Origin of the sequence: Acholeplasma oculi (genome assembly GCF_900166985.1) — a bacterium.
Lineage (GTDB): Bacteria > Bacillota_I > Bacilli_A > Acholeplasmatales > Acholeplasmataceae > Acholeplasma > Acholeplasma oculi.
The window spans coordinates 116,416-138,766 of the sequence record NZ_FUZK01000001.1; the positions used below are offsets into that span (position 1 = coordinate 116,416).

The 22,351-nt window shown below is 30.4% G+C and carries 23 protein-coding genes; 20 read left to right on the top strand and 3 right to left on the bottom strand.

The window, feature by feature from the left end:
• Positions 1-44: 44 nt before the first annotated feature.
• The 5 genes from dnaJ (at position 45) to rsmH (ending at position 3,868) form a co-directional block, all read left to right on the top strand.
• Positions 45-1,154, top strand: a complete 1,110-nt coding sequence (gene dnaJ, locus B5X49_RS00570; protein WP_045749273.1) for a molecular chaperone DnaJ — start codon at positions 45-47, stop codon at positions 1,152-1,154.
• A 56-nt stretch (positions 1,155-1,210) separates the two neighbouring features.
• Complete coding sequence (gene lplA, locus B5X49_RS00575; RefSeq protein WP_045749274.1) at positions 1,211-2,203, top strand: lipoate--protein ligase; 993 nt, start codon at positions 1,211-1,213, stop codon at positions 2,201-2,203.
• A gap of 65 nt (positions 2,204-2,268) precedes the next feature.
• The gene (locus tag B5X49_RS00580; RefSeq protein WP_045749275.1) at positions 2,269-2,703 is read left to right on the top strand and encodes a YceD family protein; all 435 of its coding nucleotides are present in this window, start codon (positions 2,269-2,271) and stop codon (positions 2,701-2,703) included.
• A gap of 13 nt (positions 2,704-2,716) precedes the next feature.
• A complete protein-coding gene (gene rpmF, locus B5X49_RS00585; RefSeq protein ID WP_045749276.1) occupies positions 2,717-2,908 on the top strand; it encodes a 50S ribosomal protein L32 in 192 nt (63 codons plus the stop codon).
• Between the two features lie 63 nt (positions 2,909-2,971).
• Positions 2,972-3,868 (top strand): 16S rRNA (cytosine(1402)-N(4))-methyltransferase RsmH, encoded by an 897-nt coding sequence (gene rsmH, locus B5X49_RS00590; RefSeq protein WP_045749277.1) that lies wholly within the window; start codon positions 2,972-2,974, stop codon positions 3,866-3,868.
• Between the two features lie 45 nt (positions 3,869-3,913).
• Here rsmH and B5X49_RS00595 read toward each other — a convergent pair whose 3' ends face one another.
• Together B5X49_RS00595 and B5X49_RS00600 are read right to left on the bottom strand one after the other, a co-directional pair.
• Positions 3,914-4,339, bottom strand: a complete 426-nt coding sequence (locus B5X49_RS00595; protein ID WP_052669990.1) for a Fur family transcriptional regulator — start codon at positions 4,337-4,339, stop codon at positions 3,914-3,916.
• Positions 4,329-5,096, bottom strand: coding sequence for a lysophospholipid acyltransferase family protein (locus B5X49_RS00600; protein ID WP_045749278.1), 768 nt, complete (start codon positions 5,094-5,096; stop codon positions 4,329-4,331). Before B5X49_RS00600 ends, B5X49_RS00595 begins: the two co-directional genes overlap by 11 nt.
• A gap of 155 nt (positions 5,097-5,251) precedes the next feature.
• Here B5X49_RS00600 and B5X49_RS00605 point away from each other — a divergent pair, with 155 nt between their 5' ends.
• The 4 genes from B5X49_RS00605 to recD2 are packed head-to-tail and all read left to right on the top strand — an operon-like array spanning position 5,252 to position 11,029.
• The gene (locus B5X49_RS00605; protein ID WP_045749279.1) at positions 5,252-5,815 is read left to right on the top strand and encodes a nicotinate-nicotinamide nucleotide adenylyltransferase; all 564 of its coding nucleotides are present in this window, start codon (positions 5,252-5,254) and stop codon (positions 5,813-5,815) included.
• A complete protein-coding gene (locus B5X49_RS00610; RefSeq protein ID WP_045749280.1) occupies positions 5,812-7,662 on the top strand; it encodes an NAD(+) synthase in 1,851 nt (616 codons plus the stop codon). Before B5X49_RS00605 ends, B5X49_RS00610 begins: the two co-directional genes overlap by 4 nt.
• An 8-nt stretch (positions 7,663-7,670) precedes the next feature.
• Positions 7,671-8,801: a tRNA 2-thiouridine(34) synthase MnmA gene (mnmA, locus tag B5X49_RS00615; protein WP_045750020.1), complete on the top strand. Its 1,131-nt coding sequence runs from the start codon at positions 7,671-7,673 to the stop codon at positions 8,799-8,801.
• Positions 8,801-11,029, top strand: a complete 2,229-nt coding sequence (gene recD2, locus B5X49_RS00620) for an SF1B family DNA helicase RecD2 (RefSeq protein WP_045749281.1) — start codon at positions 8,801-8,803, stop codon at positions 11,027-11,029. The genes mnmA and recD2 overlap by 1 nt, the downstream gene beginning before the upstream one ends.
• 29 nt (positions 11,030-11,058) lie before the next feature.
• Here recD2 and B5X49_RS00625 read toward each other — a convergent pair whose 3' ends face one another.
• On the bottom strand, positions 11,059-11,802 hold the full coding sequence (locus B5X49_RS00625) for a carboxylesterase family protein (protein WP_045749282.1): 744 nt from the start codon (positions 11,800-11,802) through the stop codon (positions 11,059-11,061).
• A 126-nt stretch (positions 11,803-11,928) separates the two neighbouring features.
• Between B5X49_RS00625 and B5X49_RS00630 the strand changes: the two genes are divergently transcribed.
• The 11 genes from B5X49_RS00630 to B5X49_RS00680 all read left to right on the top strand — a co-directional run bounded on the left by B5X49_RS00630 (position 11,929) and on the right by B5X49_RS00680 (position 21,443).
• Positions 11,929-13,125 (top strand): DUF896 domain-containing protein, encoded by a 1,197-nt coding sequence (locus B5X49_RS00630; RefSeq protein ID WP_052669992.1) that lies wholly within the window; start codon positions 11,929-11,931, stop codon positions 13,123-13,125.
• Positions 13,118-14,104, top strand: a complete 987-nt coding sequence (locus B5X49_RS00635) for a VOC family protein (protein WP_045749283.1) — start codon at positions 13,118-13,120, stop codon at positions 14,102-14,104. Before B5X49_RS00630 ends, B5X49_RS00635 begins: the two co-directional genes overlap by 8 nt.
• Before the next feature lie 12 nt (positions 14,105-14,116).
• Positions 14,117-14,560: a MarR family winged helix-turn-helix transcriptional regulator gene (locus B5X49_RS00640; RefSeq protein WP_045749284.1), complete on the top strand. Its 444-nt coding sequence runs from the start codon at positions 14,117-14,119 to the stop codon at positions 14,558-14,560.
• Positions 14,557-15,156 carry an alpha/beta hydrolase gene (locus B5X49_RS00645; protein WP_045749285.1) on the top strand — a complete coding sequence of 200 codons (600 nt, stop codon included), beginning with the start codon at positions 14,557-14,559 and terminating at the stop codon, positions 15,154-15,156. Before B5X49_RS00640 ends, B5X49_RS00645 begins: the two co-directional genes overlap by 4 nt.
• 126 nt (positions 15,157-15,282) lie before the next feature.
• Complete coding sequence (locus tag B5X49_RS00650; RefSeq protein WP_045749286.1) at positions 15,283-15,720, top strand: hypothetical protein; 438 nt, start codon at positions 15,283-15,285, stop codon at positions 15,718-15,720.
• Positions 15,721-15,725: 5 nt separating this feature from the next.
• On the top strand, positions 15,726-16,133 hold the full coding sequence (locus B5X49_RS00655) for a bis(5'-nucleosyl)-tetraphosphatase (protein ID WP_045749287.1): 408 nt from the start codon (positions 15,726-15,728) through the stop codon (positions 16,131-16,133).
• A complete protein-coding gene (locus tag B5X49_RS00660; protein WP_052669993.1) occupies positions 16,130-16,879 on the top strand; it encodes a rhamnogalacturonan acetylesterase in 750 nt (249 codons plus the stop codon). Before B5X49_RS00655 ends, B5X49_RS00660 begins: the two co-directional genes overlap by 4 nt.
• Positions 16,845-17,987 carry a 23S rRNA (uracil(1939)-C(5))-methyltransferase RlmD gene (gene rlmD / locus B5X49_RS00665; RefSeq protein WP_052669995.1) on the top strand — a complete coding sequence of 381 codons (1,143 nt, stop codon included), beginning with the start codon at positions 16,845-16,847 and terminating at the stop codon, positions 17,985-17,987. The genes B5X49_RS00660 and rlmD overlap by 35 nt, the downstream gene beginning before the upstream one ends.
• A 268-nt stretch (positions 17,988-18,255) precedes the next feature.
• On the top strand, positions 18,256-18,939 hold the full coding sequence (locus tag B5X49_RS00670) for a hypothetical protein (RefSeq protein WP_045749288.1): 684 nt from the start codon (positions 18,256-18,258) through the stop codon (positions 18,937-18,939).
• 690 nt (positions 18,940-19,629) lie between these two features.
• Positions 19,630-20,457 (top strand): helix-turn-helix domain-containing protein, encoded by an 828-nt coding sequence (locus B5X49_RS00675; protein WP_045749289.1) that lies wholly within the window; start codon positions 19,630-19,632, stop codon positions 20,455-20,457.
• An 80-nt stretch (positions 20,458-20,537) separates the two neighbouring features.
• On the top strand, positions 20,538-21,443 hold the full coding sequence (locus tag B5X49_RS00680; protein ID WP_115734963.1) for a hypothetical protein: 906 nt from the start codon (positions 20,538-20,540) through the stop codon (positions 21,441-21,443).
• Positions 21,444-22,351: the final 908 nt, after the last annotated feature.

Sequence of the window (22,351 nt, forward strand, 5' to 3'; positions counted from 1 at the left end):
GGAAAGGCAACTTTCCTATTTAACTTGAAAAAGGATTAGATATTATGGCAGAAAAAAGAGACTATTATGAGGTCCTTGGACTCGCAAAGGGTGCAACGGCTGACGAGATAAAAAAAGCTTATAGAAAGCTTGCAAAGAAATACCACCCAGACGTATCAGAGGAAAAAGATGCAGAGGCTAAATTTAAGGAAGTTCAAGAAGCATATGATGTTTTAAACGACCCTCAAAAGAAAGCTCAATACGACCAATTTGGTCATGCAGGTGCAAACGGTGGTGATCCATTCGGTGGATTCGGTGGTTTTAGCGGCGGCTTCGGTGGGTTCGATGACATCATCAATTCCTTTTTCGGTGGATCTAGAAGACAATCTCGTGAGCGTAATGAAGGTGAAGACATCAATCTTAGAATGACGATTGACTTTATGGAAGCAGTTTTAGGTACTAAGAAACCGATTGAGGTTGATATTACTGAAGATTGTGGTCATTGTCATGGAAGCGGTGCTGAAAGTTCTAAAGACATACATACGTGTTCTAAATGTCATGGAACAGGTTATGTAAATGTTGAACAAAGAACTATGTTTGGTACGATGCGTTCACAACAAGCTTGTCCTACATGTGGTGGAAAAGGTCAAACAATTGATAATAAATGTCATGTTTGTAGCGGAGCTGGCCGTGTTCGTACGAAAAAATCCGTGGATGTTAAAATTCCTGCAGGCGTTGATAATGATATGACACTTCGAGTACCAGGATATGGACACGGCGGACGTAAAGGCGCGGAATCCGGTGATTTATACATAACATTTAGAGTTAAACCTCACAAAATTTATAAACGACAAGCTAATGACATTATTTTAGATGTTCCAATTACATTCACCCAAGCTGCTTTAGGAGACAAAGTTGAAGTTCCAACCATCCATGGTAAAGTTGAATTAACCATTCCTAGCGGTATTCAATCAGGCACTCAATTAAAACTTAAAGATAAAGGTACATCCGATGTAAGAACAGGCAAAAAAGGTGATCAAATTGTCAATGTTATTGTTGAAACACCTAAGAGTCTTTCATCAGAAGAAAAGAAATTATTTGAACAATTAAAGAGTTTAGATGCTACTAAGAAAAAATCAACATGGGATAAATTTAAAGAATTCTTTACAAATTAAGAGGATATTCCTCTTTTTTGTTTTATAATAGTAATTACGAACGGAGGTATTATAAGATGATATTAGTTAAACACCATCATGAAGGAAACTTACTACCTTATTTTTACTTTGCTTTAGAAAAATATGTCTTAGAAAATCTATTAAAAGATAATGAAACGTATTTCTTTACTTGGAGAATCAAAGGTATTGTTTCAGGTAAAAACCAAGTTATTCAAAATGAAATAAACTTTCCATATGTAAAAGAACACAATATTAAGTTTTTTAGAAGACCAACAGGTGGTGGTTCTGTCTATGCTGATGAAAATAATTCAATGTTTTCAATCATAACAAAACGTAGTAAAGAAAGTTTTTCATTTAAAACCTATTTAGGAAAAATCATTGAAGCATTTAAAAAATTAGGTGTGGAATTGGAATTTAGTGGTCGTAATGACATCTTATTAGAAGGTAAGAAAATTTCTGGTAATGCATTCTTACAAAATAAATATGGTATGTTAATGCATGGTACTTTAATGTATGATTTAGATGTTGAAACAATGGTAAGAGCACTGAATCCGCCAGATGAAAAACTGATTTCAAAAGGTATTCAAAGTGTACGTTCCAGAGTGAATAATTTAAAACCATATTTAAACGGTATGACGCATGATGAAATGATTCAATATTTAGAAACTGAACTATGTGATCAAGTATATGAATTAAAACCTGATGAAATAAAAAAGATCATGGAAGATGCTAAATTTTATCAGACAGATGCATTTTTATATCGTATGCAGCCACTTTATACACAAGTTGTTAAAAATAGATTCCCATGGGGTGGTATCGAGTTCAAGCTAGATATTCAAGAAGGTGTGATAGAATCTATGGATATTCAAGGTGACTTTTTTGAACTCAAAGAAGGACTAGACGATATTAAAAATCTCTTTCTCAAACAAGAATGGTCCTATCAACAAATTCAAAAGATTTTTAATACAATAGATATTGGAACCTATATTCTAGGTTCAAATAATGAAGAATGTTTAAAAATGTTTGAAGATGTGTTTTTAAACACTTAAAATAGTATAATATATTGACTTATGATTCACTTTTTAATATAATTAATAAGATTGAGGTGAATGATATGAAAATAGACGTAAGAACATTAGAACCATTTTCTTCAATTCAATCAGAAATAGATTTAAGCCACTTAGTTGAAAAAGCTGCTGATTTAATTGCATTAGATCACGTATATATCAAAGGCACTTTAAAAAAAGAATATGACACAGTTAGACTTCATATGAATGTATCGCTTGATGTCGTACAAAAATGTGCAATTTCATTACTTCCTGTTACATATCCATTATCATTTGATTCAGAAATAATATTTTCTGAAAACATTGAAATTATGGATTATATCCTCGAAGAAGTCATTGACTTAGATGAAATCATTTTTGCAGAAATATTACTTGAAAAAGAGCCATTCGTATATCATGAAGATGCAGATAGAGATTTATTTGACGAAGAGGATGAAGGTCATTCTGCGTTTAAAGATTTAAAAAATATTTATAAGGTATAGGAGGTGAATATGCATGGGTGCAATATTCAGAAGACACAGTAAAGGTTCAAAAGGTCGTCGTCGTTCACATTACAAGTTAAAGACTCCAACAATCGTTGTAGATCCTCAAACAGGTGAATTTACATTACCTCATAGAGTAACTCCAAATAGCGGTTACTACAAAGGACAACTCGTTTTAGAAAAGAAAAACAAGGAAACTAAGTAACCTTTATGAAAGAAGAGCACGAAAGTGCTTTTTTCTTTGATATAATATAATAAGAGGTAAATTATGAAACATATTAGTGTATTACTAGATGAGTGTATTGAAGCATTAAATATTAAACCCGATGGCATTTATGTGGATGCGACTTTAGGTGGTGCGGGTCACTCACTTGAAATCTTAAAAAAACTGAATAATGGTCATCTATATGGATTTGATCAAGATGTTTTTGCACTCGGAAAAGCGCAAGAACGACTAAGTGCATTTTCAAACAAAACATTGATTCACTCTAACTTTGAACATTTAAAAGAAAAATTAATGGAACACGGCATCTTGAAAGTCGATGGTATATTATTTGACTTAGGTTTATCATCATTTCAAATCGATGATGAAACGAGAGGTTTTTCATATTTGAAAAACTATGATTTAGATATGCGTATGAATAAAGACCAAACCTTGGATGCAAAAACGATTGTTAATACATATTCTAGAGAAGAATTAGCAGACATTTTTAGAAAGTATGGAGATGAACAAAATGCTTGGCCAATTGCAGGTGAAATTGTACAAAGAAGACCTATAGAAAAAACTTTAGAGTTAGTAGAAATTACCGATAAAGTCAATAAATTTGTCAAAGGACACTCAGCAAAGCGTGTTTTTCAAGCGCTTCGTATTGAAGTGAATAAAGAGTTGGATGTTCTTGAAAAAGCCCTAGAACAAGCCTTAAATCTGCTTAATCCAGGTGGTAGACTTGTTATCATTACATTCCAATCACTTGAAGACAGAATTGTAAAACACTTTTATAAAGAACACAGTGAAATACATATGCCAAAACATGTGGATATTCGATCACTTCCAAAACCGCCTTTAAAATTGATTACGAGAAAACCCATTCTCCCATCTAAAGAAGAACTGGAATACAATAAAAGAAGTCACTCTGCACAACTCAGAGTTGCTGAGAAAAACTAAAAAAATGACCAGCCTAAGTTTAATATCTTAGACTGGTCATTCTATTTATGGATTCTTTTTATCTTTAACTGCAGAGACTAATATGCGTATATAATCGATATGATAGTGTTTAAATACCGGATGTGATTTGATTGCATCATATATTTCTGGATAATCGATTTCTTTAATAATTGTTTCACCAGATTCAGGGTCTTTAATGGCCATATGAAGGTGTGAATCATGGTCATGATAAGGATTATCTTTTCCTAAATCATAATACTTTATTCCATCTAAATTAATTTCAATGATGAGGTTATTCTTTAAGAAGAAATCAAGATTGTTATATAAAGTAGATATATTTGTAAAACCTTTTTTTGAAAGTTCTTGATGTAATTCCTTAAATGTTAAATGACGATTTTTTAGAACTTCTAATAAAGCTTTTCTAGCTTTTGTAAAACGATTATTATCTTTAATAAATTTATCAGTCTTCATGGATTTCCTCCTTATAGTCTGAGTGTTCGTTAAAATAATCACTCATAATTTTGTGTACTTTATCCTTAGTTAATACTAAAGATTCGTGTTTAGTTGTACCTTCAACAACGGTTACTGGTTCTAAAACATGTAGCTGAATTCTAGGTTTTTTACTGTATAACTTTTGAATTGCATTCGGTTTTTTATAAACATATACGAAAGGAAGTATTTTAGCATCTGCATCAACTGCAAATCTAAATGCACCACTTAAAAATTTTCTTATACCGATGTGATAGGGTTTGATGGATGCCTCTGGCATGACCAATACAGGTGTTTTTTTAGATAATTCTGTACGAAGTTCATTAAGGAAGTGAACCATCAACTCTTTGGTTTCAGGAATAGGTATTCCACCTGCTGCACGTAACACTTTTCCAGCAATAGGTAATCCTAAATTGGATTGTAACATGGTTACATATATTTTTCTAGGGAATATAAGTGTTCCAATCCAAACAGCATCTAAGATATGCATATGGTTAGATACTAGAATAAATCTGTCTTTATTTAAATATTTTAGGTTTTTCTTACCCTTTACCCTTAAACCTCTAAATATAATTCCGAATATATAATATAATATTACTTTAATCACTAGAATCGTAATAAATGATAAAGCTTTGAAAAATGGATTTTGGATAAAAAACCTGTAATTTTTATCTAATTTTACAGGTTTAGCTTTAATAACTTTATAATCATGATCGACTTTTTTGTTATCTTTTGACATTTTTATATCCTTAATCTTCTATTTATAAAAATTATACCACTATTTATACAAAAAATCACACAATAATAAATATATATTTATTGTATAGATTGAAATAAAAAGACAATAGGGTCATGCGTGATATAATATTTATGAGTCTTAAAGGAGAAATAAAGATGACTATTGTATATGGAGGAAGCTTTAATCCACCAACTAAAGCCCATGAAGAAATTATTCAATTACTTGATCATCAATTCCATCCAGAAAACATATTATTAATTCCTGTTGGGGATTATTATAGTTGGAAAAATACATTAATACCCTATGTCTATCGTAAAGAGATGTTAAAAAGAATTATTTACTCATCTCATGTAAAAATTATGGATATTGAAAATACGAATGATTTTAAGGGGACTTATCAAACCTTAAGGGATTTAAGTCATACATACAATGATTTATATTTTGTCATTGGAACAGATCATGTTGAAACCATGCATCTTTGGAAAGACTATGAAAAGTTATTAAAAGAGTTTTCATTTATCGTTATTAAAAGAAAAGATTTTCATCCCAACTTAGAAATTTTCATGAAATATCAAACAAAAGTTCAACTCATAGATTTCGATAGTTCAATCAGTAGTTCTAAAATAAGAGCAAATATTCATTTACATCAAAATGATTTAAATGCATCCGTATACAAATATATACTAGAAAATAAGTTATATCAAGAGGTATCCAAATGACAAAGAATGGTTATATTAAAGCAAGTCTAGTTAGCCCTAGAATATCCATCGGTAATCCACTTAAAAATGTGGATACTATTTTAAACATACTTAATCATTCTCAATCAGCAATTACTTTGTTTCCTGAATTATCCATTACAGGTTATACTTCTGGTGATCTCTTTTTCCAAGAAGAATATTTAAACCAAGCATTAGAAGCATTAAATAAAATCATCGATGGAACCACTTATAAAGGTGTTTTCATATTAGGTATGCCACTAAAGGTTCAAGATGTTTTATTTAATTGTGCTGTAGTTATTGAGGGTAAAACAATTAAAGGTGTAATTCCTAAGTATTTCTTACCTAACTCCAAAGAGTTTTATGAGAAGAGATGGTTCCAATCTGGTTTCCAAGCTCATTTTAATAAAGTGAAACTACTAAATCAGGAAGTTCCTTTCGGAAAAATGATTTTTAAAGATGAAAAAAATGATATCACATTTGGAGTTGAAATTTGTCAGGATATGTGGGCTATTCAAACTCCTGGAGATGAATTATCACTCGCTGGTGCACATATGATATTTAATTTATCTGCATCAACTGAAAGTGTATTTAAACCTGAAACTAGAAAATATGCAGTTCTTGATCAATCAAGAAAACATGTCGGTGCTTATCTTTATACTTCAAGTGGGTCAACAGAATCCACTGCAGATTTAATTTTCTCATCACATAAATTGGTTGCATCGCTTGGTGAATTAATTGATGAATCTACATTAATTCATGATCAAGATATATTAACAGCAGATATTAATATTGAAGCAATCCGTTATCAAAGAAGAATTGATTCAACATTTAGAGATGAACAAATCTATCAGCACCAATCTATACCTAAAATCAGTATTCATTTTGATGTCCCTGACACGTACCGTTTTGAGAAACCTTTAAATCCATATCCATTCTTACCAGAATCTCATGATATGCAATCGTTAAAACTTGCTAATGAGATACAGGTAAGAGGACTTATTAAAAAGTTAGAACATATGCCTAAAAGTAAAATAGTCATTGGTATTTCCGGTGGACTAGATAGTGCACTTGCATTATTAGTTGCTCATCAGGCAATGAAACGTTTAAATAGAGATTTAAAAGATATTATTGCAGTTACATTACCCTCTAAAGTTACCAAGAATGATACCTTATCAGATGCACTGAACTTAATGCATAAACTTGATGTTACAGCACTTGAAATTCCTATTTATGAACAAGTAAAGCTACATTTACAAAGCATTAATCATCAAGGTGATTTAGATATCACCTATGAAAACGCTCAAGCTAGAATTCGCACATTAATTCTAATGGATTTAGCAAATCAACATCATGGATTTGTTCTAGGTACAGGAGATATGAGTGAAATAGCTTTAGGATGGATGACATTTAATGGTGATCAAATGAGTATGTATGGAGTGAACTCAGGTGTTACAAAAACGTGGGTTCAAACTCTTATAAAATATCATTTGAATCATGATTATAAAGCTTTAAAAGATACTTTAGAGCGTATTGTTGAAAGACCTATTTCCCCTGAATTAAAAGATGATCAAAAAACAGAAGATGTTGTTGGACGTTATGATATTAATGACTTTATTTTGTATCATCATTTAGTTTCAGGTGCTAATGAAGCTAAATGTGGTTGGCTTGTACAAGAAGCATTTAATTTAACAGAAGCAGCTGCACTTATTTATGCTAACCGTTTTTTTGATCGCTTTTATAATCAACAGTTTAAGAGACAACCAATGCCTGAAGGGCCTAAAGTATTAAAGGTATCTTTATCTCCTAGAGGAGAATTAAGATTACCATCTGAAATTAAAAGAAAGTAGTGAATGATTTGAAAAAGAAAGTTTTAATAGGCTTATCAGGTGGTGTAGATTCATCTGTAGCAGCTTTATTATTGTTACGACAAGGATATGATGTTGAAGCTGTTTTCATGAGAAACTGGGATAGTGCTACAAATATGGATTTTAAAGGTAATCCGACACTTTATGATGAAACATGTGAACAAGAAAAAGACTATCAAGATGCATTATTAGTTGCTAATAAATTAGGTATAAAATTGCATAGGGTAGATTTTATTCACGAGTATTGGGACCGTGTATTTTCGTATTTTATTGATGAATATAATAAAAATAGAACACCAAATCCAGACGTACTTTGTAATAATGAGATTAAATTTAAAGCATTTGTAGACTATAGTGAAAAATTTAATCCTGATTATATTGCAATGGGTCATTATGCAAGAATTGATCATAGCGGGGATAGTCCAAGACTTCTTAGAGCATTTGATCAAAATAAAGATCAAACATATTTCTTATCACAGTTAAAAACCGAACAACTTAAAAAAGTATTATTTCCAATTGGTGATTTACCAAAAAGCGAAGTCAGAAGACTTGCAAAAGAAGCAGGTTTAATTACTGCTGAAAAGAAAGATTCAACAGGTATCTGTTTTATTGGAGAAAGACATTTCAATGAATTCTTATCTAATTATCTACCAGCAAAAGAAGGCGATATGCGTCGTTTAGATGGTACATTTTTAAAGAAACATTATGGACTAATGAATTACACAATTGGACAACGTAAAGGTTTAGGTATTGGTGGTTCTCTTCAAACGACAGATGCATGGTTTGTTGTAGGTAAGGATTTAAAAACCAACACATTACTTGTTGAACCAGGTTTTGAGCACCCATATTTATATTCAGACAGTGCAATTATCACTGAAGTAAAGTGGCGTGGTAAGGAAAAATTAAATCGTAAGTACACTGCCAAGTTTAGATATCGCCAAGAAGATCAAGATATTGAATTAGAATGGTTGGGAGAAGATACATTTAAAGTGTCTTATCCTCAAACAATACGTGCTGTTACACCAGGACAAGTTTGTGCAATTTATGATGGTGAAGAATGTATAGGATCTGGCTTTATCAATGAAGTATTTTATGAAGGGGTAAAAAGACTTTATAGCTAATGGAAAATACGATTAAAGGTTTCGTTAAAAATTATGTATATAGAAATGAAGATAATGGTTATACGATAGCCAGACTCACAACCAACAATGGTAAAGTAGTTACTATTGTTGGTTATTTTCCATTATTAAGTGAAGAAATGGAATATGAATTCAAAGGTGAAATGATTGAACATCCTAAATATGGAGAGCAATTAAAAGTCATCAGTTATGAACGTCTTGATGATATGTCAGAAAATGGATTGGTTAGATACTTATCAAGTGATAATTTTACAGGTATTGGGCCTAAAACTGCTCAAAAGATCGTTGATTTACTTGGTATGGACGCTATCTCGAAGATATTGGAAGATGAACTTTCACTCGCTCCAATTCTAAATCCTATAAAAAGAGTTCGTTTAAAAAAAGAATTAATTCATCATCAATTAGAACATATGATATTTATTAAACTAATGGATTATGGTCTAACATCCAAAGTAGCAACAAAACTTTATAAAACCTATCAACATCAAACTCTAGAAAAATTAGAAGAAGATCCATATCGCTTAATGTATGAAATCGATGGATTTGGATTTATTAAATCCAGAGATATTGCTGAAAAGATGGGTGTTGCAAAAGAAGATATTCGTTCATTAAAGGCAGCAATTGTTTACACTCTTGAAACTACAGCATTTGGTGAAGGTGATCTATATTTAAATATAAATGAGCTTGGACAACGTGTTAAAAAGATTTTGGATATCGATGTGGATTATCAAGAAGCAATTGATATATTACTCAAAGAAGGTAAAATTATTCTTGAAAACAATCAGTACTTTTTATCACCAATTTATGAAGCTGAAAAAGCGATTGCAAAAAGAGTTATCGAACTAAAAAATCAAAGTCTACATACATTTGATGATGACTTATTGAAGTTAATGCTTTCACAAATATCACTTCAAAAATCAATTGATTATACTGAGAAACAAGTTGAAGCAATTCTTACTGCTATTAAGAATCCTTTTACCATCATAACCGGTGGACCAGGAACGGGTAAGACAACACTGATTGATGGTTTATTAACGCTTTATGCAAACTATCAAAAATTAAAATTAAGTGATCCATATACAAGAGATGAGATTGCATTAATGGCACCTACAGGTAGAGCGGCTAAAAGAATGGAAGAATTATTGAATTTTCCAGCAAGAACAATACATTCTCACTTAGGATTTGATTTTGGTAAATCTTTTAAATATGATAAGCGTTCACCATTACCTCATAAATTAATTATCATTGATGAAGCATCAATGATTGATATTTTTCTCATGAAATATTTATTAGAATCTGTCAGGGATGATGCATCTGTAGTTATTGTTGGTGATGTTGATCAATTACCATCTGTTGGTCCTGGATATGTTTTAGGTGATATGATTCAATCAGGAGTTATCCATGTCATTCGTTTAAATGAAATTCATAGACAAGCGAAAGAATCACATATTATTAAACTTGCAACTGCAATTAATCAGCAAGTTTTAACGAAAGAACTCTTAACAAGTCATGAAGATGTAATCTTTTATAAAGGTGATCATGAACAAATTAAACATGTGATTCTCAACCAAATTGAAGGTGCAATTCATAAGGGTTATGACTTAATTGAAGATATTCAAGTACTAATTCCTCAATATAAAGGAGAATTAGGAATTGATCGTATGAATCAAGAAATTCAAAAAAAGTTTAATCCTAACTATAAAAAAGGACTACATATGACTTATGGTGACAAAAGTTACTATGTAGGTGATAAAGTTATTCAACTTCAAAATGATCGCGATAAAGAAATTATGAATGGTGATATTGGAGTTGTAAAAGACATTCAAAGAAATGAAAAAGATCAACTTCAAATGACTGTTTTATTTGATTCTAATGAAGTTAGATTTGATACTGCTGATTTAGAAAATCTCAATCTTGCATATGTGATATCGATTCATAAATCACAAGGATCTGAATATAAAATTGTCTTTTTACCAATTATTAGAAACTATTTACATATGTTGAAAAAAGAACTTATCTATACTGCAATCACTAGAGCGAAGCAGTACTTACTCATTTTAGGCGATATGAATTTACTTCAATATGCATCGAATCAGTTAGTCGAGAAAAGACATACGATGTTACAAAAAAGATTAACATCAAATGATAAGGATTCAGATTCATCTGAGAATAATGAAGAAGAAGCGTTAAGTCCATATGATTTCATGTAAAAAAAGCCTAGGCTTTGACGGTTTATTCGTCAAAATCTAGGCTTTATTCTTTTCTTAGTGAAAATCCAGTCAATAAGTCCAGGTTCTTCATATGCTTTATTCCAAACTGCATGTCCAGTATCATTAAACTCATGATACATCACATCGGCACCTAATGATTTAAGTATCTCATAACCATTATGATATGACTGATATGGTACGACAGGATCATCAGATGAATGAAACATAAATAAAGGTGTATGTTTAACTTTCGGTAATTGTTTTAAATCTAAAATGCCACAAATTAATAATCCAGAAGCAAACTTACCAGGGAATGAAGCGATTAAATCAAAAGCATGTGTTGCTCCCATTGAAATACCACCTATATACATATGTTGTGGGTCTATTTTATATTTTGTAGGTAACTCCTTATGAATAAACTCGTGAATCAATGTTTTAATTGGTGTTGTTTCATTTAATTCAAAATCATACTTTCCAGCTTTTATATCAGAAAGAGGAACCATACGTTCGTTTTCAGGAATTTGTGGTGCAATAATGATTGTTTCTTTACCATATATTGGATGATCTATGATGTAATTTAATATTTTAGCATGTCTTTCAACATGGCTTATACCATCAATACCTCGTTCTCCACTGCCATGCATATATATAAATAGTTTATATTTTCTTCTCTTAACTCGAGGAATAAATACTCGGTACAATAAACCTGTTGGGTGTATATCTTTATTTTCATAAATCTCAAGGCTCATATAGTCTGTTAATTTAATATCCACTGTATCACTCCTTTAATCAATTCATTGTTCATTTATATATATTTTACCATATTTTGCGCATAAAATGCATATATGTGGAAATTAATTCGAATTCGAAATATAATGTAACCAATAGGAGTGATTCATATGAAAATTAAAGGTATACATCATATTTCATCAATCGTTTGGCATGCACAAGAAAATCTAGATTTTTATTCTGGTGTATTAGGATATAGATTACTTAAAAGAGCAGTTAACTTTGATGCTCCAGAAATACATCATCTATACTTTGGTCATCCAAAGTTAGAACACGATACAGTACTTACTTTTTTCCCGTGGAAAAAAAGCTATAAGGAAGGTATGATTGGTGATGGTCAAGTTACTTTAACAGCTCTAAAAATTCCTTATGCTAGTATTCAATTTTGGGTTAATCGATTTAAGCAATTTAACATTCCTTACGATTTGATACATGATAATGATGGAAGTTCAGTATATTTTAATGATCCTCATGGTATAAAATACAAACTTGTTGAAGATGAAACGTTAATGATAGATAATGAAACGGTTTTTGATATCAATCCAACAGAATCTATTCAATCTGTACACTCTGTGGTATTACATTCTAATAAATTTATCGAATCCGTTTCATTTTTTAAAGATACATTAAAACTTCAAGTAATTAAAGAAGATATTGATTTTATTAGATTTCATTCAGGTAAGTCTTATAACCAGTACATTGACATCATAAATGATTCTATCGGTATTTCTAAAATGGGTGCTGGTACCGTTCATCATTTGGCATTAAGTGTTGATAAAGAAGATATGAATCAATTCATTTCTGTTATTCAAACGTTAGGACTACCTTTAAGCGAGGAAAAGAATAGAAATTTCTTTCATTCCGTTTATTTTAGAGAACCGGGTGGTATCTTAATTGAACTTGCAACAGACGAACCTGGGTTTCCAAAGAATGAAGTTTTAGAAGTAGAGCCTGCATTATATTTACCTCCGTTTTTAGAACACTTAAGATTTAAATTAGAAAAAGAACTCATGCCATTATGGATAAAACCTGTTCATGAATTAAGAAGTTATCCGTATGAGGATTATCAAACCTATCAAATTTGGAAATCTCATCAAGATTTACTCAGTAGAATTAATTATTTTGCAAAATTGAGTAAGGAAAGAAAGTTAACGCTTGAAGAGACAGAAGAAAGAGAACAATTAAGAAGAAAATATGTTGAAAATATAACAGGTCAAGTTAGACATAATTTAAATAACGTACAAATAGAAACTGAAGATGGTCAAAAAGTATCACTTAAATTAAAGGAGCGTAAAAAACATGCATGATATTATTGGAATTCATCACATAACAGCAATCACTTCAAGTGCCCCTAAAATATATCAGTTTTTCACAGATATTTTGGGTATTAGATTGGTTAAAAAAACTGTAAATCAAGATGACATTGACACCTATCATTTATTCTTTTCAGATGATCTTGGAAGTCCTGGAACAGATATGACATTTTTTGATTTTAAAGGTATTCAACCTGCATATCATGCAAATAATGAAGTCTCAAGATCTGGATTTAGAGTTCTTAATGATGAAGCATTAGCTTACTGGATAAAAAGATTGAATCACTTTAATGTTAAACATGAAGGTATTAAAACTTTATTTGGTAGAAAATATATTAACTTTTATGACTTTGATCAACAACCATATGCTATTTTTTCAGATGAAAACTTAGAAGGAGTAAAACCGGGTGTTCCTTGGTTAAAAGGTCCTGTTCCAAATGAGTTTGCGATATACGGTTTAGGACCGGTTTTTTTAAGAGTTAATCAATTGGAATATATTAAAAATATTTTGGAGTCTGTGTTACAATTTAAATGGATAGAAAAGAATGGTTCATTTCATTTATTCGAAACAGGTTTAGGTGGGAATGGTGCATCCATTATTGTTGAGGAGAACTTGATCTTACCAAACTCTAGACAAGGTTTTGGTGGTGTTCATCATATCGCTTTTAGAGTTCCAAATAAAGCATCTATTCACTATTGGGAAGACTTACTATCTGATATGGGTTATACCCATTCAGGATATGTTGATAGATTCTATTTTGAAAGTCTATATACAAGATTATATCCTGGCATTTTATTTGAGTTTGCAACTGAGGGACCAGGTTTTATAAATGATGAGGAAACGTATGAGAATTTAGGTGAAACACTTGCTTTACCACCTAGATTTAAACAAAATAGAGCATATGTTGAAAGTGTTGTAAAACAATTTGATACAGTTAGAAGTAACAAGACATATAGAAAAGAGTATTTATAGTTGAGGTGATTTATGGAAAAAACGTATGATTTAAAGACAATGACTATTTTATTTAGATGTGTTCAAGCTATCGAGCAAATCGTAAAGAAGGATATTATGAATTATGGTTTAACCTTAAATGAGTTTTCCGCGCTTGAAGTTATTTATCATAAAGGTAAAATGCCAGTACAAGGTATTTGTCAAAAAGTATTAATTCCAAATTCATCAATGACTTATGTTTTAGATAAATTGGAAGAAAAACAATTAATTGTTAGAAAACAGGATGCGATCGATAAACGTGCGATTTATGTAGAGTTAACACCACTTGGATTAAGTAAATCTAAAGAGGTATTTCCAAAGCATTATGATGTAATGGAACAAGTATTTGCAGTACTTACAAAAGATGAGAAAGAAACAATCAATAAATTACTTAAAAAATTAGGTTTTTATGCAGTTGATTTGAGTGATAATGAATGATACATATATTTAAAGACAAGCAGAATAAACATACATTTTTAACATTGCATGGTACAGGTGGAGATGAATTTGATTTAGTTCCGTTGGCTGAGTATTTAAATCCTAAATTTAACATCTTAAGTCCCAGAGGCAATGTCAATGAACAAGGAATGAATCGTTTCTTTAAGCGATATGGTATGGGGTTATTCGATATTCCAAATCTATTATTAGAAACGGATAATCTTTATCAATTCATTAAAGATTCTGAACAAAAATATGCATTCAGTATCAATGATGTGATTGCTTTAGGTTTCTCAAATGGAGCGAATATTCTGGAATCCTTGATTCAACTCAAGTCAGAAACACCTAAAATCATAATCTTATTAAGTCCTGTATTTGTTCAACCTAATGTGCAGTTTAAAGATTTAAGTGATCATCATATTTATGTTTCTATAGACCCAAAAGATCCCTATTTAAAACCTGGTGATATGGAACAACTTATAGAAGCATTAGAACATGCAAATGCTCAATTGACTGTCTATAAACATCATTATGGACATCAAGTGAATATGCAGGTTCTAGAACACCTAAAATCGTGGTTAGAAAGTTTGATTTAAGAGTCAAGACATTGACTCTTTTATTTAGTAAAAACTCATTCGATTAATAAATAAAATTATGTAAGAACAACTAGTTTATTAAAGAAATTAAGAATTTCGTTTATAATAGTAATGAGGTATTTATTCATGAAATCCTATTTAAATTTTAGAAAAATATTAAAGATTCATGTAATCTTTCTATCTATATTTTTGATATGCCTAACATTCGCATTTATTTTCTATGCGTTTAAACAAGATGTTTTGCTGAATATAACTACGATAGTCATAGTAGTATTATTATTTGTTTTAACGCTACAAACCAAACTGATACAAGCAGATCGAATTGTTATGACACAAAAAGAAATGATCGTTTATAATCATAAAGGTAAAAATATAGTCAGTCAGTTATTCTCATTAACACATCGTGTAGAGATATTATTGGATTCAATTATTTCATATGAGTATGTCGATTTAAGTAAAAAATTAACTCTAAATTTACAAGATGATACATATGTAATTGATTTATTTGGATATCGTGAACGCTCAATCAAAGAAATATTAAATCAAGTAAAGAAAAAGGATTAAAGAAAATGGTTAAAGAAGTATCTGCAGGAGCAATTGTTTATAAAAAAGTCAACGATCAATATTTGTACTTACTCGTACAACAAAAAAATGGAGATCATTTTTCATTTCCTAAAGGCCATGTCGAAAAAAATGAATCCATTATAGATGCTGCGCATCGTGAAGTATATGAAGAAACGGGAATCATGTTTGAAGAACGTTCTAGCAAAGTAGAAGTGAATACATATTTGATGCAAAATGGCATTTATAAAGATGTATACTATTTCTTAGGTGAGGCTTCCAATTCTGTTGTTAGAAAACAGGATTCAGAAATCAAAGTTGCTGGATGGTATACAAAAGATCAAGTCTTTAAATATTTGACATATGATAATGATAAAATCATTTTCATAAAGCTTGCAGGGAGTTTAGAGAAATGATTAGAGTCTTCATAATTGGTGACTCCACATCCGCTAAGAAGGAAGAACACAAGCGTCCTGAATCTGGATGGGGTGAACATATTGAGTCACTCTCCAATCAAGAATTTCAAGTGTTTAATTATGCTAAAAATGGTGAATCTACACAATCATTTATAAATAAAGGTTTATTTGATACTGTTTTAAATCAATTGAGTCAAGATGATTACCTTTTTATTCAATTTGGTCATAATGACCAAAAGATACATGATAAAAATCGTTATACCCATCCGTATAAAACATATCAAGAAAATATAACTTATTTTTATCAAGAAGCTTCAAAAAAAGGAGCAAAAGTTTTATTATTATCAAGCATTTCAAGAAGAGATTTTAAAAATCACAAACGAATTAATAAAAAAACATTGGGTGATTATCCAAAATCAATTAAAATATTATCTAATAGACTAAACATACCATTTATAGATATGTTCAAGAAAACTGTCAAACTCTATGAGTATTTAGGTTTTGAGTTATCAAAAGAACTATTCCTTCATTTAAAACCTGGAATACATAAAAATTATATGGATGGTGTTTCAGATAACACACATTTAAATGAATTTGGTGCAAAAATTATTGCTCAAATTGTTCTTAACGAGATTAAAAGAAAGCAGTTATTAAATCAAACTATGGATCCAATAAAATCCTATAGAATGATAGATATTAAGAGGTTAGTATATGTACAAAAACGATCAGGAAGATTACACATTTGATTCTGTAGAGACCATACGTTTTGAATCTATTTCTGTGAAAGATCAAGTAAAAGAAAAAGAAAAACATATTGAAAAATTATTTGATCAAAAAGTATCACCTATGGTGATGAATCCAAAACCTAGAGGATATAGACATAAAGCGGTTTTATCTGCAACCAATATCAAAGTTGGTAATAGTTTTCAAATTCGATTAGGATTATTTATCGAGGGAAGCAAAGATATTAAGCCTAGAAATGGTCATTATTTACATGATGCTAAAATTGATGAGGTCTTTAAAACTATTGAATCTTTATTAATAAAATATAAATTTAAAGCATATCAAAAAAGATATCAAGAAGGTATCATCAAGCATGTAATGATTAGAAAATCATTTGATTCAGGAGAATTAATGGTTGTTTTTGCTACACAAAATAATGTATTTCCAAACCATAGAAAGTTCATTAACGAGCTAATTTTAGCCCATCCAGAAGTAAAAACAGTTGTTCAAAATATTCATTGTAAAGAAACTCATTTAGTTTTACTAGAAGAGGAAAAAATATTATATGGTAAAGGGTTTATAACTGATGCGATTGACGGATTTAAATTTCAAATTTCTAGCCGTTCATTTTATCAAGTTAATCCGATGCAAATGTTTAACATATATGATTATGCTTTAAAAATTGCTGAGATTAAACCAACTGATTTAGTTGTTGACTGTTACTCAGGTATCGGTACATTATCTATACTCGCATCCAAATATGCTAAAACTGTTTATGGTTTAGAAATCAATTCATCATCTGTAGCAAATGCAATAACTAATAAAAAACTTAATAACATATCCAACGTTCATTTTATACAAGGTGATGTAGAAGATACTTTAGAAAAATTAAATGACCCGATTGATATATTGATCATGGATCCAACAAGAGATGGAGCGAGTTTGAAGTTTATAGAGATTGTTAAAAAGATTAAACCAAAGAAAATTGTATATATTTCTTGTAATCCGGATACTCAAATCAGAGATATTAAGCAAATCGGTTTTATGTATAAACTTTTAAATATTCAACCATTTGATATGTTTACATATACATCACATGTAGAAAATGTCATATTACTCGAATTAAAATAACATTAAAAATACTTTCATACATTAAAGAAGGAGCACCTAACCTCTTACATAAAAGGTTAAATGCTTCTTTTTTAATTTTTGCCCAATGTGGAAACGTCTCGAAATCAATGTGGAAACATCAAACTATGCTTTAAGCATATAATTTCTTGAGTGTGAGAACATCTATTTCGTAAAAAATTATTGACAATGAGATTAACCGATTATAAAGTAATCAAGTTTGGTGCTATAATGTAAACAATATTACACTTTTCTCTTTGGAGGGGATTTCATGGAGTTTGAAACATTTAAAGTAATTGCCACGACTCTAGGTATTTTTGAATTTGAGTTTGAATACAACGATCGTAAATACTTTTTTGGGTATTCAGATAAAAAGGATTACATTATAGCTGATATAGATAATATTATTGTGAGGATGGGTTCAGTATCTAATCTGATTGATTATCAAGCATTCGATGGGAAGTCACTAGAAGAAATATGGTATTCAATAAGTAATGTTTATTGGGATGGTATGGGTGATGCAGATAATTGGTACAATCAGTTAATTGGTGATAATCTATTTGAATTATTATATATAGTCAGTCAAAATCGAGCGATTAAGATCGACTTTTATGGAATACTACATAAACTTTTTGTTATGGAAAAAGATGATAAAATTGTCTTGTATGCTGGTACATATTCACTTTCAAAAGCAATTGAAAAAGTTGATATTGAAGTAGCAAGTTTTTACATATATGAGAAACTGCACCGAATCGGATTTCATTTATATGTAAATCGAATGGGTTCAAGCTTCACTCTTGATAAAGATATATTTAAATTCAAACATCGACACCTATATAATAAAAATCATCTTTCTAACAGATTTTTCGGAGAGGCTGATCAAAGAACTGGTGAGCATTTCAAAAACACATTTTTAATGAAACTGCGTAATTTGATAAAGAAATCAAGAGTATAGAATATATTAGATTGTAATTTCACATTCGTTATTAAATATTGATTTACTCCAGGTTACTGATAATCCTTGTGAACAGTAATGCCAACTATAAGGCAATATATAAACAAGTGTTGTTCAAGTAGTTGTCAACTATGCTTCAAGTACTATGGCAAAATACGTTAAAAAGCATGGCTTTGCTAAGATTATTGTGCCGCTGGCATGTAGTAGACAAAAATTGACATATTTCATATACTACAATTAGCGTGGAATACTGGCTTTAGATGAAGCCTAGAAGTGAGAGACTCTCAAATTATAAGTATTATCAATACACAGCAATTGATGAGTATTCAAGATTTAGATAAAAGATATTAGAAGTTAAATAAAGTAAATTAGATACCATACAGCTAATATTAGGTGTGTGGTTTTTACTCATTCTGATTATAGTCACGATTAAGCTTTTAGAAATAAATATAAAATGTTATAATTTAAATAACCGCAAAACAAATAGAAAATGATAATAAGTACTAAAAAACCACAATATATCAATGAAATATTAATATATCATATATTGTTCCAATTGTTAAGAAATATATTATGTTTCAAGATTTGAGCAAAAGTCTTCCCAAATGCTTGAGAAGTGAAACAATCTAATAGCAATTTTTATCAATCCTCAAAAATAAAATTAGTGTATATTATATATAGGTGGGATTTATGGATTACAAAGAGCATATAACCAAAACTATTGATTACATTGAGCAAAACTTAACAAATGAAATTGATTTAACTACTTGTGCAAAGACTTGTGGTTATTCGGAGTATCATTTCTTACGTGTATTCAAAGAAGTGACAGGACTGACACCGGCTGACTATATTAGAAAAAGACGTTTGAGCGAAATAGCTAAGCGGATCAGTAGTGATGCTGAACCTATTTCAGAAATTGCCTTTTTATATGGTTTTAATTCAAAAGAGAATTTTACTCGCGCCTTTAAAACTGAGCATCATATTTTGCCTACAGAATATAAATTTGCGCAAAACAGTCTAAAACTGTATGAACCCTTATCTTTTGAGATAAAACAATTTTGTGTCAAGCCAGAAATCATCACTATCCAAAGCTTTTCTCTAACTGTTTACAAAAGTGATGAGAACTATCCACCAAATTTTTGGAACAAATACAATTCCAAAAAACTTTCCTATCGTTTATCTGGTCAAAAGACTTGCGAAGATTTCGGCGTGAATATTTGGAATCATACAGAAAAAAGGCTTGATTACTTCATCGGGATACAAACCGAGAATGCAATAGGAGATATTTCGGGAACTCAGGAAATAAAGATAATCGGGGGCCTTTATGCCGTGTTTCAAACACCAAAAACCAATCATGCTAATTTTATCAATACCATCAATAGTACATGGGAGTATATTAATACAGTCTGGTTACCGCAAAGCTGCTACAAACGAACAGGTAATTATGAACTTGAAAGTTATATTGAAGAAAGCCGTGTATTTTCCGAGAAAATCTATATACCTATTGAACTGAAGTAATTTTATTAAAGGTTGATTTAAAAAAATTCAATTACACAATATTTTTATAAAACAAATTTATTGTAATGAGGAGTGTTAAAATGAAAAAATTGAACATTAAATGGGAAGGGGTTACTGACACTACAGGTTATCTCTTTTCATTTGCTAAATCGCTGTCTGCTGCAGTGAAAAACAGCCCTTTCAGCGAACTATCAGAGGATATTGTTGCATCAAGCGGGTTTGCATTCCGCATGTGGGTTGCTGCAGACCTTTGCCCAAGTGCTATGAGTATATGGGCTTTTAATCAGCAAAAGCCTTGGGTAGAAAATGGAGGTTTTTCTTGTGAGTATATTGAGCGAATGTGGGGGCACGATGATATCGAGGAAGAACGCCGAGTAACAGCCCTTGAAATGATTAAACATTCAATTAATAACGGCATTGCAGCAATTAGCTGGGACATCGGAGTACCTGAATGGGGACTTATTACAGGCTATGACGACGAAATGCAAAAGCTTTATACTCTTTCAATTACAGGTGCAGCAGGAGAAATGGATTATACACAACTTGGTAAGCGTGAGATACCAATTCTTAATGTGTTGACTATCACAGGTAAAACTAATAAGCCTAAAGAAACTATAGTTTCAGATAGTTTAAAACTTGCAAAAAATCACTTAAACGGTGAAGAATGGTGTGATAATGAAAAAGGACTTGCGGCATATGCAGCATTAGCTAAGCATTTTGAGAATGTTTTCAATCCAGATAGTTCATGGAACATTGAGTATTATCTAGGTACCTACTCTGCGTTGAAGTGGTATGCTTGGAGATTTTTTGAAAAATATGGTCTGACTGAGCTTGCAGAGCTTTACAAAATGGTATATGACTGTTGGCAGAAGGCTTTTGAGATTAAAAAATCTACCGATATCTCCTCTATTGATAATAGACAAGCAATCTTAAAATTATTAAAAAAAGCAGAGAACTGCGAAAGGGAAGCAGTAAAGTTGATGTAATAATTTTCCAAACAGAAATCTATGCTAAAATGAAATGAAAATTAATAATGGATTTCATTTAATATACAATTGAAGATATTAAGACATTCAGATGTCTGTATTGGACGGGTGTAGTTGCTTTATAGTGGATATCGCGGAACAGTTAACTTGGAGTTTACAGTAATACATAGTACTTTTTAAGCAAATCATCTAGTCTTGTATATTGTTCAAAAGTGGGATTAAAAAACTATTCAAATTCCCTTTCTCTATATCTATATAATCTAAATCCTAAAAATGGAACTATTTCAGTAGATATCCATGAAACTATGTTAAGATATAGTGCGGAAAGAGGATTATCATTTCAACATGAGGATTGGATTGTTCCAATCTTGAATTAATCTGATTATAAAATGTAGGTCTTAAAGATAAGCTTGAATTCTCATATAGTGAATAACGTACTGGAATTTAGCAGTTTCCAATTGTAGTAAGTTACTTTCCATTTATCATTAAATTAATAAATCTCTTAATAGTTCATAAAAGTTCACACATTTAGTTACAAATATGTCATGATATTTTCAAGATAGTGTTGATTCAATTTGCAATAATAAGATGTTAGAAGACAATAAAAACTACTAACATCTTTTTTAATAATAAATAAAGGTTAAATACTTCTAATTTTGTTTTATATACAATTTAACTATATATTAAAAGCCGAAATAATGCATTTATCTCAGCTATAAAATGTAGGTATAGTCATAAGGCAATACATGAAGAAAATCTTAAAACTACAAAAAAGAAAGGATAAATTTTAAAAGTTGATGTAAATATACTGTTTATAATATAAAGTAAAAGTTTAAAACAAGTTTTAGTTCATGTTAGCTATAAAATCTTTTTGGACTATTGTTTCTCATTTTTGATAGAAAAAGTTG